The sequence below is a fragment of the Leuconostoc inhae genome (assembly GCF_019656015.1).
Lineage (GTDB): Bacteria > Bacillota > Bacilli > Lactobacillales > Lactobacillaceae > Leuconostoc > Leuconostoc inhae_A.
On record NZ_BPKW01000004.1, the window covers coordinates 220,848 to 237,624 of the forward strand.

16 protein-coding genes are annotated in these 16,777 nt (G+C 38.0%); all 16 read left to right on the plus strand.

Going from position 1 to position 16,777, the window contains the following annotated elements:
• The first annotated feature begins 31 nt into the window (after positions 1 to 31).
• Entirely contained in the window at positions 32 to 1,345 is a 1,314-nt protein-coding gene (der, locus tag K5Q14_RS03460) for a ribosome biogenesis GTPase Der (protein WP_220734436.1), read from the plus strand.
• Positions 1,346 to 1,554: 209 nt separating this feature from the next.
• Positions 1,555 to 1,830, plus strand: a complete 276-nt coding sequence (gene hbs / locus K5Q14_RS03465) for a non-specific DNA-binding protein Hbs (RefSeq protein ID WP_010385704.1) — start codon at positions 1,555 to 1,557, stop codon at positions 1,828 to 1,830.
• A 159-nt stretch (positions 1,831 to 1,989) separates the two neighbouring features.
• Positions 1,990 to 2,217 (plus strand): CsbD family protein, encoded by a 228-nt coding sequence (locus K5Q14_RS03470; protein WP_220734437.1) that lies wholly within the window; start codon positions 1,990 to 1,992, stop codon positions 2,215 to 2,217.
• Positions 2,218 to 2,446: 229 nt separating this feature from the next.
• On the plus strand, positions 2,447 to 3,712 hold the full coding sequence (locus K5Q14_RS03475; protein ID WP_220734438.1) for a tetratricopeptide repeat protein: 1,266 nt from the start codon (positions 2,447 to 2,449) through the stop codon (positions 3,710 to 3,712).
• A 143-nt stretch (positions 3,713 to 3,855) separates the two neighbouring features.
• Positions 3,856 to 5,067: a CCA tRNA nucleotidyltransferase gene (locus K5Q14_RS03480; protein WP_220734439.1), complete on the plus strand. Its 1,212-nt coding sequence runs from the start codon at positions 3,856 to 3,858 to the stop codon at positions 5,065 to 5,067.
• Positions 5,054 to 5,554, plus strand: a complete 501-nt coding sequence (locus K5Q14_RS03485; RefSeq protein WP_220734440.1) for a dihydrofolate reductase — start codon at positions 5,054 to 5,056, stop codon at positions 5,552 to 5,554. Before K5Q14_RS03480 ends, K5Q14_RS03485 begins: the two co-directional genes overlap by 14 nt.
• 7 nt (positions 5,555 to 5,561) lie before the next feature.
• Positions 5,562 to 6,413 carry a DegV family protein gene (gene fakB / locus K5Q14_RS03490; protein ID WP_220734441.1) on the plus strand — a complete coding sequence of 284 codons (852 nt, stop codon included), beginning with the start codon at positions 5,562 to 5,564 and terminating at the stop codon, positions 6,411 to 6,413.
• Positions 6,414 to 6,615: 202 nt separating this feature from the next.
• Positions 6,616 to 7,614, plus strand: a complete 999-nt coding sequence (locus K5Q14_RS03495) for a nucleoside hydrolase (RefSeq protein ID WP_220734492.1) — start codon at positions 6,616 to 6,618, stop codon at positions 7,612 to 7,614.
• Positions 7,611 to 8,156, plus strand: a complete 546-nt coding sequence (locus K5Q14_RS03500) for an ECF transporter S component (protein WP_220734442.1) — start codon at positions 7,611 to 7,613, stop codon at positions 8,154 to 8,156. The genes K5Q14_RS03495 and K5Q14_RS03500 overlap by 4 nt, the downstream gene beginning before the upstream one ends.
• Positions 8,157 to 8,481: 325 nt before the next feature.
• On the plus strand, positions 8,482 to 10,419 hold the full coding sequence (locus K5Q14_RS03505) for a transketolase family protein (protein WP_220734443.1): 1,938 nt from the start codon (positions 8,482 to 8,484) through the stop codon (positions 10,417 to 10,419).
• Position 10,420: 1 nt separating this feature from the next.
• Entirely contained in the window at positions 10,421 to 11,248 is an 828-nt protein-coding gene (locus K5Q14_RS03510; protein ID WP_220734444.1) for a shikimate dehydrogenase family protein, read from the plus strand.
• 1 nt (position 11,249) lies between these two features.
• Positions 11,250 to 12,260 carry a 3-deoxy-7-phosphoheptulonate synthase gene (aroF, locus tag K5Q14_RS03515; protein ID WP_220734445.1) on the plus strand — a complete coding sequence of 337 codons (1,011 nt, stop codon included), beginning with the start codon at positions 11,250 to 11,252 and terminating at the stop codon, positions 12,258 to 12,260.
• 22 nt (positions 12,261 to 12,282) lie between these two features.
• Positions 12,283 to 13,344 carry a 3-dehydroquinate synthase gene (aroB, locus tag K5Q14_RS03520; RefSeq protein ID WP_220734446.1) on the plus strand — a complete coding sequence of 354 codons (1,062 nt, stop codon included), beginning with the start codon at positions 12,283 to 12,285 and terminating at the stop codon, positions 13,342 to 13,344.
• A gap of 57 nt (positions 13,345 to 13,401) precedes the next feature.
• A complete protein-coding gene (gene aroC / locus K5Q14_RS03525; protein WP_220734447.1) occupies positions 13,402 to 14,580 on the plus strand; it encodes a chorismate synthase in 1,179 nt (392 codons plus the stop codon).
• A gap of 45 nt (positions 14,581 to 14,625) precedes the next feature.
• Positions 14,626 to 15,930, plus strand: coding sequence for a 3-phosphoshikimate 1-carboxyvinyltransferase (aroA, locus tag K5Q14_RS03530; RefSeq protein ID WP_220734448.1), 1,305 nt, complete (start codon positions 14,626 to 14,628; stop codon positions 15,928 to 15,930).
• Entirely contained in the window at positions 15,927 to 16,769 is an 843-nt protein-coding gene (locus K5Q14_RS03535; RefSeq protein ID WP_220734449.1) for a prephenate dehydrogenase, read from the plus strand. The genes aroA and K5Q14_RS03535 overlap by 4 nt, the downstream gene beginning before the upstream one ends.
• The last annotated feature ends 8 nt before the right edge of the window (positions 16,770 to 16,777 follow it).

Genomic DNA, 16,777 nt, shown 5'->3' on the forward strand with positions numbered 1-16,777 from the left:
GCACACGGTAAAAAAATAAGGAGGTGCCATTATGGCAGCACCAGTAGTAGCAATTGTGGGACGACCAAACGTTGGGAAGTCAACAATATTTAATCGTATGGCAGGTGAGCGTATTGCGATAGTTGAAGATCAACCAGGGGTTACACGTGATCGTTTATATGCACCAGCAGAATGGTTGAATTATGAATTTCGAATGATCGATACCGGTGGTATTGAACTTGGAGATGCGCCATTTTTAGCCGAAATTCGTGCACAAGTTGAGTTGGCAATAGATGAAGCTGATGTTATTGTTATGATTACATCTGGTCGTGAGGGTGTCACATCAGCTGATGAAGTTGTTGCAAAAATGTTATATAAAACTGATAAACCAGTTGTGTTAGCAATTAATAAAGTTGATAATCCTGAAATGCGACAAGATATTTATGACTTTTATTCACTTGGACTAGGCGACCCATTCCCAGTTTCTGGATCTCATGGCCTTGGTTTAGGCGATTTATTGGATGAAGTAGTTAAACATTTTCCAGATGAAGCAGCTGAACAAGAGGACGAAGGGGCAATTAAATTTAGTATTATTGGCCGACCAAACGTTGGAAAGTCATCAATTGTTAACGCAATGCTTGGTGAGGACCGTGTGATTGTTTCTAGCATTGAAGGTACGACAAGAGATGCGATTGATTCTCGCTTTGTAACCTCTGATGGTGATGAGTTTATCATGGTTGACACAGCGGGTATGCGTAAACGTGGTAAAGTATATGAGAATACTGAAAAATATTCTGTTATGCGGGCACTGAAAGCAATTGATAATAGTAATGTTATTTTGATGGTCATTGATGCCGAAGCGGGTATTCGTGAGCAAGATAAACACGTAGCTGGTTTTGCACATGAAGCTGGACGCGCTATGATTATTGTTGTTAATAAATGGGATGCAGTTGAAAAAGATGATCATACGATGAAAGAGTTTGAAAACTTGATTCGTGCTGAATTCAAATTTTTAGATTATGCGCCAATTACCTTTGTTTCTGCAAAAACGGGTCAACGATTAGATCGCTTACCACAATTAGTGAAAGATGTTGACAATAATCATCGTAAACGAATTTCATCCTCTACTTTGAATGATGTTATTATGGATGCAATTGCTATTAATCCAACACCATCTGATAATGGTCGCCGGTTACGTGTTTATTATGCAACACAAGTTGCTATTCAACCGCCAACGTTTGTTATTTTTGTTAATGATGTTGAATTAATGCACTTTTCGTATGAACGTTTCTTGGAAAATAAAATTCGAGAAGCATTTGACTTTACAGGGACACCGATTAAGTTAATTGTACGTGCACGAAAATGATTAGTAATTTTAGCAAAATAGTTATCGTGAGCATACTTTTTTGCATAAACATGATTTTTGTGTAACAAAAAGATTACGAAACAGCGAAAACCCGCGTAATTACTACACATTCAGGCTTTCTTATGGTATTCTAGTTACATGAAATAATGTTTCGACACATTTCAATAAAACCGCTCGACGGTTAATAAATACTCCCAGGAGAAGCAAAAATGGCTAACAAACAAGAATTAGTAGATTCAGTTGCAAAAGCAACTGGTTTGACAAAGAAAGATGCTACTGCATCAGTTGATGCAGTATTTGCCTCAATTGAAGCAGCTTTGAAGAATGGCGAAAAAGTTCAATTGATTGGTTTTGGTAACTTTGAAGTTCGTGATCGCGCAGCCCGTAAGGGTCGTAACCCACAAACTGGTGCAGAAATTGAAATTCCAGCATCAAAAGTACCAGCATTCAAGCCTGGTAAGGCTTTGAAAGAAGCTGTTAAATAAAGAATCGTTTAAACACATATTTCAACACAGAAAAGTAATTCTTAAAAAGAATTACTTTTTTTAATTAGTATCATAATTGAGGCATATCATTATACAATAAGTCTCAATTATGATATGCTTAGCCCGTAACATCAAATAAAATTTCAAGGAGAACTAATTATGACAGTTGAAGAAAAGTTTGATAATGCCAAGGACAAAATTGCTGGTAAGGCAAAAGAAGTAGAAGGTAAAGTTACCGGTGACAAGAGTCGCGAAGCAGAAGGTAAAGCACAGAATTTGTTTGGTAAAGCGAAAGATAAAGTTGTTGATGCTACTGAGGTAGTAAAAGATAAGGCAGAAGACGCTTTTGAAGCAGTAAAAGATGGCGTTGACAAGCTTAAAAAGTAAGTCATATTATAGTGAAACTGAAACGTTATCCTAAAAAGGGTAGCGTTTTTTATTTAAAATTAGCATCGGTTCACAATTAAATCAATATAGCGCTCAGTTCATTCACAGCTTCTTTTATGTTAAAATAATGTGTTATTAAAAAACACAGTTAGACTAGAAAGAATCATCACTTAAAATACGTGCACTAATGTTAATTAGCATGTTAAAAGGGCACTATTAGGGAGTAATCATGGAAACAAATTATGCACAACAAATGTTAGATGCTTTATCAAGTGGACAATTAGAAACCGCACAACGCCTATTCACGCAATCGTTACGACATGATAATGATGACTTAATATATAGCTTAGCCGAAGAATTATACGCGCTCGGTTTCTTAAATCAGTCACGAAGGGCTTATAAAAAATTATTAGAAAAATACCCAAAAGAAGATGAAATTCGTACGGCATTAGCAGATATAGCAATCGAAGATGGTGAAATTGATGAAGCGCAAAATTATTTAGCTCAAATTAAACCAGATTCAGACTCCTATTTACGTTCATTACTTGTAAAAGCTGATATTTATCAAAGCGAAGGGTTAAACGAATCCGCTGAATATAGTTTATTACAAGCTGAAAAAATTGCACCAAATGAAGATATTATTCAATTTGCTTTGGCTGAATTTGATTATGCTAATCAGTCCTTTCAAAAAGCTATCACACGTTATCGCGCTTTATTACTCAAAGGGCAACGCGAAATTAGTCGTGTAGATATTGTTGCTCGTATTGGTGTTGCTTACGCACAGGTAGGCAATTATGAAAATGCCATTGGTTATTTAGAACAAATTAAATTGAATAAAATGACGACAGATACACGTTTTCAATTAGCCATTTTATATCAAGAAAATAATCGTGAAGATGAAGCGATTCGTATTTTTAATGATATTTTAGAAATTGATCCAAAATATACATCCGTTTATCCACTATTGGGCCTTGCTTATGAAAAAGCACAGCAACTAGATGCCGCTTATCGTACCTATCAGGCGGGCTTAGCACAAGATGAGACAAATGTGCGTCTATATCGTTTGGCGGGCTTAGCGGCTGAAAAAACGGGAGATAAAGCAACAGCAGAGAAATACTATCATCAAGCTTTGAAAATTGATGATGCTGATGTCATGACAATTATTGCATTGGCTGAATTATTAATCAGTCAGCATAAATTTGATGAAATAATTAAACTGTTAACAAAATACTTGGATGAGGATATCTCGGACCCACAATTTTATTGGTATTTGGCGCGTGCTTACCAATTTATGGGTAATGATGATAAGGCACAAAAATACTGGCAACAAGCTGAACCTTTGTTTCAAGAAAATGCCACTTTTTTGTTAGATAACATAGCATGGTATCACCAACAAGGTAACCGTGATGAGGAAATTTCTGCCATGAAACAATACTTATTTTTGGAACCAAATGATGCAGATATGCAGATACGATTGGAAGACTTAGCTTTTTAAAATACTAAATCGTTCACTTATTTGCATTTGAGATAGCGGTTAATTTGAATTATTTTGTATGAATGTTAGTTTTAAAAAGAACCTCAAGTTTAAGCGTATTATTTGTATTTTTTTTGGTATAATTTGATTAAGGACTTTTAATAATGAAAATTAATACATTGCCGCAAGAATTTATTGACGCTCAACCTATTTTGAAGACACTTGAAAATGCTGGATTTGAAGCTTATTTTGTTGGCGGGGCAGTGCGCGACATGATTTTAAATAAACCAATTCATGATGTTGATATTGCGACCTCTGCTTTTCCTGAAGAAGTTAAATCTTTGTTTAACAAAACGATAGATACTGGTATTCAGCATGGGACAGTCATGGTTTTAGATCATGGTGCGGGTTATGAAATAACAACCTTTCGAACTGAATCAACTTATACGGATTTTCGTAGACCTGACAAGGTAACATTTGTGCGTAATCTCAGAGAAGATTTGAAAAGACGAGACTTCACTATTAATGCCTTAGCCATGAATTATTCTGGTAACATAGTGGATTTATTTGATGGGTTGAGCGATTTAAAAAATGGTATTGTACGAGCTGTTGGGGATGCAGAAGTACGATTTACAGAAGATGCTTTACGTATGATGCGCGCCTTACGATTTAGTGCACAACTTGAGTTTGCTATTGATGTTAATACGCAACAAGCACTTACTAAGTTAGCGCCTAATCTTAAAAAAATTGCTGTTGAACGTATTCGAGTAGAATTTGAAAAATTATTAATGGGATCACAAGCATCTGAAAGCCTACAAATTGGCATTCGTGATGGCGTGATGGCATATTTACCGGGTGATATTGGCACCTGGGACTTATCCCAGATAATATTAGATCTTAAATCCAATCAAGCTAATACCGCACAAGTGGCTTGGATCCACTTATTGGTTCATTCAAATTTAAATGTAAAAAAAATGATTCAATTTATGCGCATTTGGAAAATGAGTCGTGAAGATATAAAAGTGACTTCACTTATTGCACCATTGGTGCATCATATTGAAACTGCCCATAAATTTGAGCTCTATCAAGTTTTTGCATATCGCAAAATATTGTTTGAAGTATTATGTTTGATGCAGGTGTCTGATGAAACCATGCAACGGATAACCACTATATTTGCAAACTTACCAATTTCTAAAAGCGCTGATCTGGCAATTAATGGGGCTGATTTAATAAGGGATGGTTTAGTCAAACCTGGGCCTGAAATGGGACGTGTATTAAGAATCATTGAAAAGTCAGTCGTGCTTGAACAACTTGAAAATACACCTGACGTGTTAATAACATATATAAAGGGGCTGAAATCATATGACAAAAATTAAAATGGTGTGGGCAGAAGACCAACAGCATGCTATTGGTAAAAATGGTAAATTACCTTGGCATATACCCGCTGATTTGAAATTATTTCGTGAAGAAACAACCGATACATTAATGATTATGGGGCGTACAACATGGTTAAGCATTGGGCGCCCCTTGCCAAATAGAACAAGCTTAGTGCTAACTAGACAACCGACATGGCAAACAAGTTTTGATGATGTTTTGGTTGCACATTCTTTTGATGATGTGTTATCGTCTATTAAGAATGAGTCAAGAGATATCTCTATTGCCGGTGGTGCATCTGTCTACCGTGCTTTTATGCCATATGCGACTGATTTAGTTGTAACGCGCATTGACGCTGTTATTAATGGCGATACGTTTGTAGATGAAATCGATTTGACACAATTTGATTTAGTCAGTCAAGAACCGCATGAAAAGGATGATAAGAATGAATATGCGTTTGTTGTAGAACGTTATAAGCGTAAGAATTGAGGAAAAAATGTCTAATATTAAAATTGTTACAGATTCGGCGGTTGCCTTAACCCCAGAAGAAATTAAGCAATATGATATCAAAATTATACCGCTAACTGTCCAAATTAGTGGTGTTGTTTATGAAGATGGGGTGACCATTCAACGTGACGAGTTTTTAGAAAAAATGACGACAAGCCATAGTTTGCCGCAAACTTCTCAACCATCAATTGGTAAATTTCAAGCTGTTTATGAAGCTATTCATGAAAAAAATCCAGAAGCTGAGATTTTGAGTTTACATATATCTTCAGGCTTATCTGGCACGGTACATGCAGCTGAACAGGCAGCGGCACTGACAGCTGCTAAAATTACAACCTTTGATACGTTAAATGCCGATCGTGCACAAGCTTTTTGTGTTTTAGCTGCAGCTAAAATGGCACAAGATGGCGCTACGATGTCTGAAATTTTAATTGAGATTGAAAAAATACGTTCGAGTTCTCACACATTTTTAAGTTTCACATCGCTTGATAATATGGTTGCTGGTGGGCGTCTTAGTAAAACATCTGGTCTTATTGGCAATCTGCTTAATATTAAAGTTGGTGCTGGTGTCAACAAGACAGGATCAGTTGAAGTTATTACAAAAGGGCGTGGCATGAAGGCGCTTAGTAAATTCAATGATGGTGTTATTGCTAAGATGCAAGAATACTCTGACATGTTAGCAATTGGCGTTTCACATGCAGGTGTGCCAGAGGTAGCTGAAAAAATGGCAGTACGTTTAAATAAAATTTGGCCTGATATTAAAATTGAGGTCATGACGACCGGACCTATCATATCAACTCATACTGGTGTTGGTGCATTGGCTATTTTATACCATGCACGTTAATCACAATAAAACCTAAAATATTTGAACTGAACCCGATAACTTGGACAGAATAAAAATCTGTTCAAAAGGTTATTGGGTTTTATTGTGCTTAAATTTTTGATACACTTAATAAGCATTTATCAAAATCAATACGTTGTTATTGGACTGGTTCGAAAACTGCCCAGGATAAAAAACCAAGTAACCTTGAAAGGTAGGAAAGATGATGCAAAAACATAAAGTAATTATTGATACTGATCCTGGAATTGATGATAGCCTTGCCATTCTAGTGGCGCTTAATTCCCCAGAATTAGATGTTGTGGGTATTTCAATTGTTGAAGGCAATGTTCCCACTGACATTGGTTTCCAAAACGCATTAAAAGTTTTACGGGAGGCTAATCGTTTAGATATTCCTGTTTTTTTGGGAGCTAAAGCCCCATTACAGCATGAGTATACTAGTGCACAAGATACACATGGTATGGATGGCTTGGGCGAGAGTGGGATACCTAACGTAACCAATGTTGAAGGGCCTACTGTTTTAAGCGCACAAGCAGGTTATGAAGCACTGTTGAATCAGTACGACGATGTGTGGTTTATGGCACTTGGACCACTAACAAATGTTGCACTATCATTGCAACACTATCCTGATATTTGGCATCATGTATCTCGTTTAATTGTTATGGGCGGGGCATATAAGACAAATGGAAATACGTCACCTGTTGCAGAATATAATTTTTGGGTTGATCCTGATGCAGCAGATTATGTTTTTAAACAGAGTCCTGTTGAAATCGAACTTGTGCCACTTGATGTGACGCGTAAAATTGTTTTGACACCAAACATATTACAAATGATGGCCTATTTAAATCCTGAAAAAACAGATTTCATCATGAAAATAATGCGATTTTATTTTGATTTCCATTGGCAACAAGAGCACGTATTAGGTGCAGTAATCAATGATCCATTGGTAGTTATTTATGTCTTGCATCCAGAAATTGCTACTATTATTCGTAAGTACGTCACCGTGGTAACAACAGGTGTCGCATTGGGACAAAGCATTGTAGATATTGCTGATTTTTGGAAAAAGCCAGCAAATGCAACTATTCTGCAAGACATTGATGCCAAGCGTGTTATGGCTTACATTGTGGGTGGTTTACTAGGAAATGATGTGGACACAATTGAAAATGAACTTAATATGATTGCTACGAGTTTGGAGCGATTATCATGAAAAAGTATTTTTCAGCACAAAAAATTGCACTTTTGGCAATATTTATTGTGATTAACATTGTCGGTGGGCACTTAGCACTATATACACGTTTGCCAATTTATTTAGATACGATTGGGACACTTTTAGGTAGCGCCTTTTTTGGCCCAATTGGCGGTATGATCACTGGTATATTGACAGCACTTGTGAATGGGGCAACGGGGGATCTTTTTTCAATTTATTTTATGCCAAGTCAAGTAACAACTGGTATTGTAGCTGGATTTGTTTATAAAAAATTTAAAGCAACCGATTTCAAAAAAATTTGGTGGTTAGCATTAATTATCTCAGTACCAGCAACAATTGTTAGTACAATGATTACTATTTGGTTGTTTCATGGTATCACATCATCAGGGTCAAGCATCGTTGTTCAAATGTTGCATGGCTTTGGTGTAAACCAAGTAGTTGCAATATTTTCAGTTCAAATAGGGACTGATTATTTTGATCGCGTAATTGGTGTTTATGTTGTAGCGTTGATGTACAAAACTGTGCAACGTTATTTTAAATGAGTGAAAATTAAAAATATTTTTAATTTAAATTTGACAATTTTAATTTTAGACGCTATAATTAAAATATTAAATAGGAATAAGAGAATAAATTAATGAACAAACAAATTTTGAAAAGCAAAAATAATAGTTATTATTACTTCTGGTTTATGTAGAACCGTCGCTAAGTGCGTCGGTTTTCGACGCACTTAGCGACCAGAAGCTTTTCGGGTTTAGTCACTAAGTGGAATTTTAACACTTAGTGGCTTTTTATTTAACAGGGTATAACTGTTTTAAAAAACCGTACTAGGTGAAATATACTGGTACGGTTTTTTATTAGGAGAAAATTATGAGTGAAAAATTAACGTCATCTGCTGAATCGTTAAAAGCAATCAATAGTATTCGGTTACTTGCTAGTCAAATGATTTCAAAGGCTGGATCTGGGCATCCAGGTATTGCGCTTGGTGCTGCGCCGATTTTATATGAATTATATGCAAATCAGTTAGTGGTCGATCCTGATCATCCAAATATGCTTAATCGAGATCGTTTCGTATTGTCAGCTGGACATGGTGCTGCGTTGCTTTATGCTACGTTATATGCCGCTGGCTTTGATCTATCATCTGATGATTTGGCGCATTTCAGATTACCGCACTCAAAAACGCCTGGTCATCCAGAAGTTGGTATAACACCTGGGGTTGAAGCAACAACAGGACCTTTGGGTCAGGGACTAGGAATGGCTGTCGGTATGGCTATGGCCGAGGCGAAATTACATGATCAATTTCCAAATGTTGTTGATCATTATACGTATGTCCTTGTTGGGGATGGTGATCTCATGGAAGGTGTCAGTCATGAAGCTGCATCATTAGCAAGCAAACAAGTTTTATCGAAATTGATTGTTATTCATGATGATAACAGTATTAGCCTTGATGGTGATAAGAGTAGATCAGATATTTCAGATAATATGGCACGTTTTGAAAGTTATGGCTGGGATGTTCTTGATGTACCTGACGGTAATCATATTTCTGCAATTCATGATGCGATTGATAAAGCAAAGGAAAATTCAAAACCAACGTTTATTTCAGTTAAAACGATAATTGGTAATTATGGACCCTTTGCTGGCACAAGTAAAGCGCACGGGACGCCGTTAAATGAAAAACAGCTTGATGAATTGGCAGCGAGCTTAAATATTTCAATAAGTGATTTTGATATAGATGACGATGTTTTGCAAGATATGCGTCAACGTATTCAGACGCGTTTGATTCATCAACGGCTGCCAAATACTGATGAATTAGCCGCTTATAAATTATTTACGCAATATCAAGTGACGGAAACACCCAAATTAACAGACACTATTAAAACCCAAGCTGGTCGTAAAATTTCGAAAGCTGTTATACAGGCATTTTCAAAACAGTTACCGCAGTTATGGGGAGGGTCAGCTGATTTAGTTGCTTCAACTAATGCCGAAATTGTTGAATCATCGCTATTTAACAAAAATAATCGTGCAGGACGAAACATTGCTTTTGGCGTCAGAGAATTTGGTATGGGGGCCGTTATGAACGGTATTGCATTACATGGCGGCACCAAAATTTTTGGATCTACGTTTCTAGTATTTTCAGATTATATGAAAGCAGCTATTCGGTTAAGTGCTTTACAAAAATTACCAGTCATTTATGTCTTTACACATGATAGTGTGACAGTTGGCGAAGATGGGCCGACTCACCAACCAATTGAACAAATTATGAGTTTGAGGTTGATTCCAGATATTGATGTATTACGTCCTGGAACCGCTGAAGAAATTGCAGCTGCATGGCAAAAAGCACTCACTTCTGTTAATCGGCCAACGGTTTTAATTTTGAGTCGTGGCGACATTGGTGCTCAAGGAACAACGCAACAAGCGAATTTAGCAATCGAAAATGGCGCTGCTGAATTGACTACGCAACCAGAAGCAGTTATAAATTTAATTGCTTCTGGATCAGAAGTGCAACTAGCGCTGGCAGTTAGCCGACAATTAAACGTCCCTAGTCGTGTCATTTTAATGCCTGATTTAAAGCGATTTTTGTCTTTGAGCCCGAAAGAGCAAACACAAATCATTCCCAAAGCAGCTGCAGAAAATGTGATAATAGAAGCAGGGACAACACTTGGCTTACAAGTCTTAACCGGTGATACAGGGCTTATATTTGGCATTGATCGATTTGGCATGAGTGCCTCATCTCAAAAGATTTTAGATGAATATGGATTGAACGCAAGTGTCATTGTTCAAAAAATTACGCAGTATTTGGAGAAATGAAATGGCGATATACGGTTTAATAGCACACCCAGCAGGACATTCAAAATCACCTGCTATGCAAAATGAAATGATTTTTAAACGACATATTGATGCTTATTATCATAATTTTGATGTTCAACCACAAAATTTAGCGGCGACTATCAAAGGGTTAAAACTTTTAAATTGTGGTGGATTTAATGTCTCTACGCCATATAAAACAGATATTATCCAATATTTAGATGAGTTAACACCATCAGCAAACCGATTACAGGCGGTAAATACGGTCAAAAATGTTAATGGTCGTTTGATTGGGACAAGTACTGATGGTGACGGATTTTGGCAAAGTATGAACCCCAATCAACCGCATGAAAATGTTGTGATTCTCGGGACTGGTGGTGCAGCAAGAGCTGTTATTGCAGAAGCGAAACATTACGGCGTTCGTCATTTGACGGCTTTTAATCGGCCACATTCAGGGTGGTCTCAACGTGAAACTGTTATTGCGTATCTTAGTCAGGGTATTGGACAATTAGCAGATTTATCTGATAATCAGGCCCTGACAAATGCCTTAAAGCAAGCGGATCTATTAATTAATGCAACAACGGTAGGCATGAACGATGCTAGAACATTATTAACAGATTATCAAGTCAGTTTGCTGCCACAACATGCATTGGTAGTCGATATGGTTTATCGTAATCAACAAACTGGGTTATTAAAAGCAGCCAGTAAGCATCGATTGCTCACACAAAATGGCTTGCCAATGTTAGTTGGTCAGGGAGCATTAAGTTTTGAATTTTGGTTCAATCAACCCGCTGATCGGCAGTTAATGGCACAAGCCATAGAAGGAAAATAAAATGATTTTAATTACAAAAAGCAACGATAAGGCACGAGAAATTGCCAAAAAATTAGATACTAATAACCCTATTAAACCAGTGTTTGTACAGGACAATCGGGTAGCTTTGGCAGGGGTAAAAAAACTGTCTGAAACTACTTTGAATGAAATATCACAAGATATTGTTGAAATAATCACAAATCATCATCAAGCGATTGTTTCATCTCGAGATTTTCACCCAAGTGATACAATCATAAAGACTAACCATTCAGTTATTGGGGGTAACCATTTCATCTTTATGGCAGGACCTGATTCGATTGAAAGTGCAGAGCATGTGCTTGAAATGGGACGTCAAGTTAAAGCGGCTGGTGCAACAATTTTGCGTGGTGGCGCCTTTAAACCACGAACTTCACCTTATTCTTTTCAAGGCAATGGTGAAGTGGGTCTGAAAGCCCACCGCGCAGCCGCAGATGCATTGGATATGGATATGATTACTGAAATTTTAGATACACGAGATGTTGATTTAGTTGACGCCTATACTGATATTTTTCAGGTCGGCACGCGCAATATGCAAAATTTTGCCTTGTTGAAGGTGCTAGGACAAAAGCGCAAGCCAGTTGTCCTAAAGCGTGGTATGTCTGCAACGATTGACGATTTATTAAATGCCGCAGAATATATTGCCGCAGGTGGTAATACGCAAATCATACTCATGGAACGTGGTATTCGAACGTATGATAATAAGTACACGCGAAATACGATTGATGTTTCAGCTATTCCTGTTTTACAGAGTTTGACGCACTATCCAGTTATTGCGGATGCATCACATGCAGCTGGTGTCGCAAAATTTGTGACACCATTGGCGTTGGCTGCTACTGCGGCTGGTAGTCAAGGACTTATGACGGAAATACATGATGATCCTGTACATGCATTTGTAGATGGGGCACAAGCATTGACGCCAGACGCATTTTCTCAACTTGCTGATAAAGCGAGAAAAATTCATGATATTGTTGTGCACGATAACTCAGAAAATTAATGATTAGTTAGAAAGGATAGTTATGGCAACCATACATGTATCTTTTGATCAAAAAGCGTATGACGTTAAAATTAATAACACAGCGCATACTCAAATCGGGTCAGAAATTTTGTCTGTTTGGTCACTTCGTAAAATCGTCTTGTTGACTGACAGCAATGTTGGGCCGCTGTACTTGAGGACAACACAGCAGCAACTTGAAGCTGTAGGATTTGATGTTTTACCCTTGCAGGTACCGGCTGGTGAACAATCTAAATCATTAACAGTGGCTGGTGAATTGATTGCCAAAATGGCTAAAGCAGGATTTACTAGAGGGGATGGCCTAATCGCTTTAGGCGGTGGTGTTATTGGTGATTTGGGTGGTGTTGTGGCCTCTCTTTATATGCGAGGCATTAGCTTTATTCAAATTGCAACATCCCTCACTGCGCAAGTTGATTCGTCGGTTGGTGGCAAAACAGCCGTTAATTTAGAGGATATTAAAAATATTGCAGGCACCTTTTATCAACCAGATTTAGTTTTGGTTGATAGCACATATTTAAATACATTAACAGATCGTGATTTAGTTGAAGGCTATGGGGAAGTTGTTAAAACTTCTGCACTTGACAGTCAAAATTTTTTTGATTTTACTGGGACGATACAATCCATTCAAGATATTCGCGTGCATGCACAGGCACTGTCAGAATTGGCTATTGCCTACAAAGCAAAAATTGTGATGCAGGATGAGAAAGAATCAGGGCAACGACAATACCTTAATTTTGGGCACACAATAGGACATGCAATTGAGTTACTAGCACATGGGAAATTGCGACACGGCGAGGCGGTGGCTATTGGTATGATAGCGATGACTGAACGTATGGCTCGTGATGGTGTGTCACCTAATGCTTTGGCTATTGATCTCAAAACACGTTTAGAAGCAGTAGGGTTGCCAACAAGCTCAAAATTAATAGGCACTTCTCAATTTTTTGATCATTTGATTAATGATAAGAAAAATCGTGGTGGCGTTTTAAATCTTGTCGTGCTTGAAAAAATTGGTCATCCTGTTATTATTCAAAAGTCATTGGCAGATATGCCAGCCTTTATTAAATAAAACTCTGAAAGGAATGTGTGAGAGACAGCGATTATACACCTCATACAATAAATAATTATGCGCTATACAACAGCCGGCGAAAGCCATGGACCAGAAGAAATTGCGATCATTGAGGGCGTGCCAGCAGGACTACACATTACTCAAGAAGACGTTAATAAAGAACTCGCACGTCGTCAGCATGGTTATGGTCGTGGCGAACGTCAACAAATTGAAACAGATACCGTCACTTTTTTAACTGGTGTGCGGCATCAAACCACATTAGGATCACCCATAACATTAAATGTCCACAATGATGATCATAATAGCTGGTCTAAAATTATGGCACCAAATGACCCTGCAACACCAGAAAATAGCTTACGTAAAGTTTTACGACCACGTCCTGGACATGCTGACCTAGTTGGTGGCATGAAATATCGACATCATAATGATTTGCGCAATGTGTTGGAACGCTCATCAGCTCGCGAAACAACCATGCGTGTTGCTGTAGGCGCAGTAGCAAAAAAATTATTACGAGAAATTAACGTTGATGTTCACGGATTCGTTGTTAATGTGGGGCCTGCAAAGTCAGATTTAAATGTCTTAACACAATATAAAAATTTGCAAGAACTACGTGTGGTGACTGAAGGTTTTGCCACGCGATCTTTAACAGCTGAAGCTGATGAAGCCATTCGTCAAGTGATTGACAAGACGAAACGTGATGCCAATACAGTCGGCGGTCAGGTACAAGTTATTGCCACGGGTATGCCTGTTGGACTTGGATCATATGTGTCAGCTGATGAGAAATTAGATGGTAAGATTGCGCGTGCAATTGTTGGCATCAACGCTTTCAAAGGGGTGCAATTTGGCGGTGGATTTGATAATTCTGAAAAATATGGTGATCAAATTATGGACGAAATTTTTTGGGATTCAGAAAAAGGTTTTTATCGTGGAACTGATAATTTAGGTGGTTTCGAAGGTGGCATGACAACTGGTGAAGCAATTACTGTTCGTGGTGTCGTGAAGCCAATTCCTACATTGTATAGGCCAATGAAGTCGGTTGATATTGACACACATAAAGAGCATAAAGCTTCTATTGAACGTTCAGATACAACTGCGGTGACAGCAGCAGCGGTTATTGCTGAGTCTATGGTAGCTATTGAACTTGCGATAGCTATTTTGGATAAATTTGATGCAGATAATATTGAACGTATGAAAGAACAGGTGGCAGCATACCGTGAAGAAATTCGGACATTCTAACTAAGTAGCCTTGGCTACGTACATACTTAAAAAGGCAGAGTACTTATGATCAAACTTATCAAAGCACCAAAATCAGGTCTGCATGGTGAAATTACCGTGCCAGGGGACAAATCAATTTCACACCGTGCATTAATGTTTGGTGCTATTGCAAATGGTGAAACACGCATTGACAATTTTTTAATGTCAGATGATGTGCTGCGCACAATGACTGTATTTCGTGAACTCGGTGTTAATATGAGTCAAGTAGGTTCACAAATAAAAGTGATTGGGAAAGGTCTGGATAAATTTACGAAACCTGATCATTCACTTAATATGGGAAATTCTGGGACATCAACGCGCCTTTTAATGGGCTTGTTGAGCAAACAGCCTTTTGATCTACCTTTTTTCGGGGATGAATCGTTGAGTAAGAGGCCGTTGCGCCGCGTTGCAGGACCATTAGCTTTAATGAATGCAAAGTTTGATTTAGCGGCTGATAATTTTTTACCGGGCACTATTCTGGCAAATAATAACTTGCAGGGTATCACCTACGATATGCCTGTTGCATCGGCTCAAGTTAAAAGTGCTATTTTATTGGCTGGCATACAGGCAGAAGGTGAAACTATTGTTATTGAAAAAAGGCCTTCAAGGGATCATACGGAACGTATGTTGCGGCAATTTGGCGGCGATATTACAACTAATAATGGCATAATTACTGTACACCAACAACGCCAATTACGTGGGCAGCATGTACTGGTGCCTTCAGATATTTCAAGTGCCGCATTTTTTATGGTTGCAGGATTAATTACGCCGAATTCTGAGTTAACATTAAAAAAAGTTGGTGTTAATCCAACGCGTGTGGGTGTCATTAAATTACTCGAACGTATGGGTGCTAATATTAAGCAAGAGCCAATGCCTTCAAACGGTGAGGCGTTAGCAGACATTGTCGTTAAATCGCAGTCTCTTCGTGGTATCAATATTACGGCAGATGACATTCCAAGTGCCGTTGACGAGTTGCCGATTTTGGCATTAGCTGCAACACAAGCACTGGGAGATACTGTGATTAGTGGCGCTGCGGAATTACGGGTAAAAGAGACAGATCGTATTGCAACTGTAATCACTGAACTGACAAAACTCGGTGCTAATATTGAAGAAAGGCAAGATGGGATGGTTATTCATGGTGGCACAACCTTGCGCGCATTACAGGGTTCTGTCATGCTTGATTCGCATGGGGACCATCGTATTGGTATGATGAATGCCATCGCTGCATTAATTGCTGAAGGCAATGTTATTTTAACCGGCGAAGATGCAATGAGTGTATCATATCCTGGATTTTTGGCTGATTTAGCATCAACAATGAGAGAAAAATTATGATAAATATAGTTATTGTGGGACTTGGTGAAATGGGTGCATCATTGGCTAAAATTTTAAATAGGCAACCTGATAATTATGTTGTCGGGGTGGATATTAATGCGGCGTCTTTGCGTTATGCGATAGCCAATAATCTCGTCGCAGCAACTAGTTATCAGTTGCGTGATGTTGCACCACAAGCTGATGTTATTGTTTTAGCCACACCAGTAACTAGTATTGAAAAAAATATGCATCAATTAGCAACAATGATGTTAAAAGAAAATGTTATTATAACTGATACAGGATCGACAAAGCGAGAGATTTTGGCGGTTGCTGAACAAGTATTAACACCAATGAATATGACATTCATTGGTGGGCACGCAATGGCTGGCACACATCAAAGTGGCGTGACCTATGCTAATGAGCGCTTATATGAACATATGACGTACTTTTTAGTACCAAGTTCTATTAGTGACAGTCGCGCATTGCAAACAATGTTAAAGCCATTACATGCTAAATTTATAACCATTGACATTGTCAAACATGATGCGTTAATGGCGATGATTAGTGATGTGCCACATATTGTTGCTTTTGCGTTAATGAATGCAGCAACGTCACAGTTAGGGCCTACAGCAGTATTTGGTCAGTATGTTGCTGGCGGATTTAAAGATACAACACGTATTGCAGCGAGTGATTCTAAACTTTGGGCAGATGTTTTACTGAGTAATAAACAAGCCGTATTAGACAGTCAAGCACAACTGATAAAACAGTTAAACCTATTTTCACAGGCAATCGAAAATAATGACGAAGATAAACTGATAGCACTAATTTCTGATGCACGACAATCAAGAGAAAATTTATAAGTAAAGTG

Coding starts and splice junctions, on each gene's coding strand:
- der (WP_220734436.1), top strand. CDS start 32: ATGGCAGCACCAGTAGTAGCAATTGTGGGACGACCAAACGTTGGGAAG.
- hbs (WP_010385704.1), top strand. CDS start 1,555: ATGGCTAACAAACAAGAATTAGTAGATTCAGTTGCAAAAGCAACTGGT.
- aroB (WP_220734446.1), top strand. CDS start 12,283: ATGGCAACCATACATGTATCTTTTGATCAAAAAGCGTATGACGTTAAA.
- aroC (WP_220734447.1), top strand. CDS start 13,402: ATGCGCTATACAACAGCCGGCGAAAGCCATGGACCAGAAGAAATTGCG.
- K5Q14_RS03505 (WP_220734443.1), top strand. CDS start 8,482: ATGAGTGAAAAATTAACGTCATCTGCTGAATCGTTAAAAGCAATCAAT.
- fakB (WP_220734441.1), top strand. CDS start 5,562: ATGTCTAATATTAAAATTGTTACAGATTCGGCGGTTGCCTTAACCCCA.
- K5Q14_RS03510 (WP_220734444.1), top strand. CDS start 10,421: ATGGCGATATACGGTTTAATAGCACACCCAGCAGGACATTCAAAATCA.
- aroA (WP_220734448.1), top strand. CDS start 14,626: ATGATCAAACTTATCAAAGCACCAAAATCAGGTCTGCATGGTGAAATT.
- K5Q14_RS03535 (WP_220734449.1), top strand. CDS start 15,927: ATGATAAATATAGTTATTGTGGGACTTGGTGAAATGGGTGCATCATTG.
- aroF (WP_220734445.1), top strand. CDS start 11,250: ATGATTTTAATTACAAAAAGCAACGATAAGGCACGAGAAATTGCCAAA.
- K5Q14_RS03480 (WP_220734439.1), top strand. CDS start 3,856: ATGAAAATTAATACATTGCCGCAAGAATTTATTGACGCTCAACCTATT.
- K5Q14_RS03495 (WP_220734492.1), top strand. CDS start 6,616: ATGCAAAAACATAAAGTAATTATTGATACTGATCCTGGAATTGATGAT.
- K5Q14_RS03470 (WP_220734437.1), top strand. CDS start 1,990: ATGACAGTTGAAGAAAAGTTTGATAATGCCAAGGACAAAATTGCTGGT.
- K5Q14_RS03485 (WP_220734440.1), top strand. CDS start 5,054: ATGACAAAAATTAAAATGGTGTGGGCAGAAGACCAACAGCATGCTATT.
- K5Q14_RS03500 (WP_220734442.1), top strand. CDS start 7,611: ATGAAAAAGTATTTTTCAGCACAAAAAATTGCACTTTTGGCAATATTT.
- K5Q14_RS03475 (WP_220734438.1), top strand. CDS start 2,447: ATGGAAACAAATTATGCACAACAAATGTTAGATGCTTTATCAAGTGGA.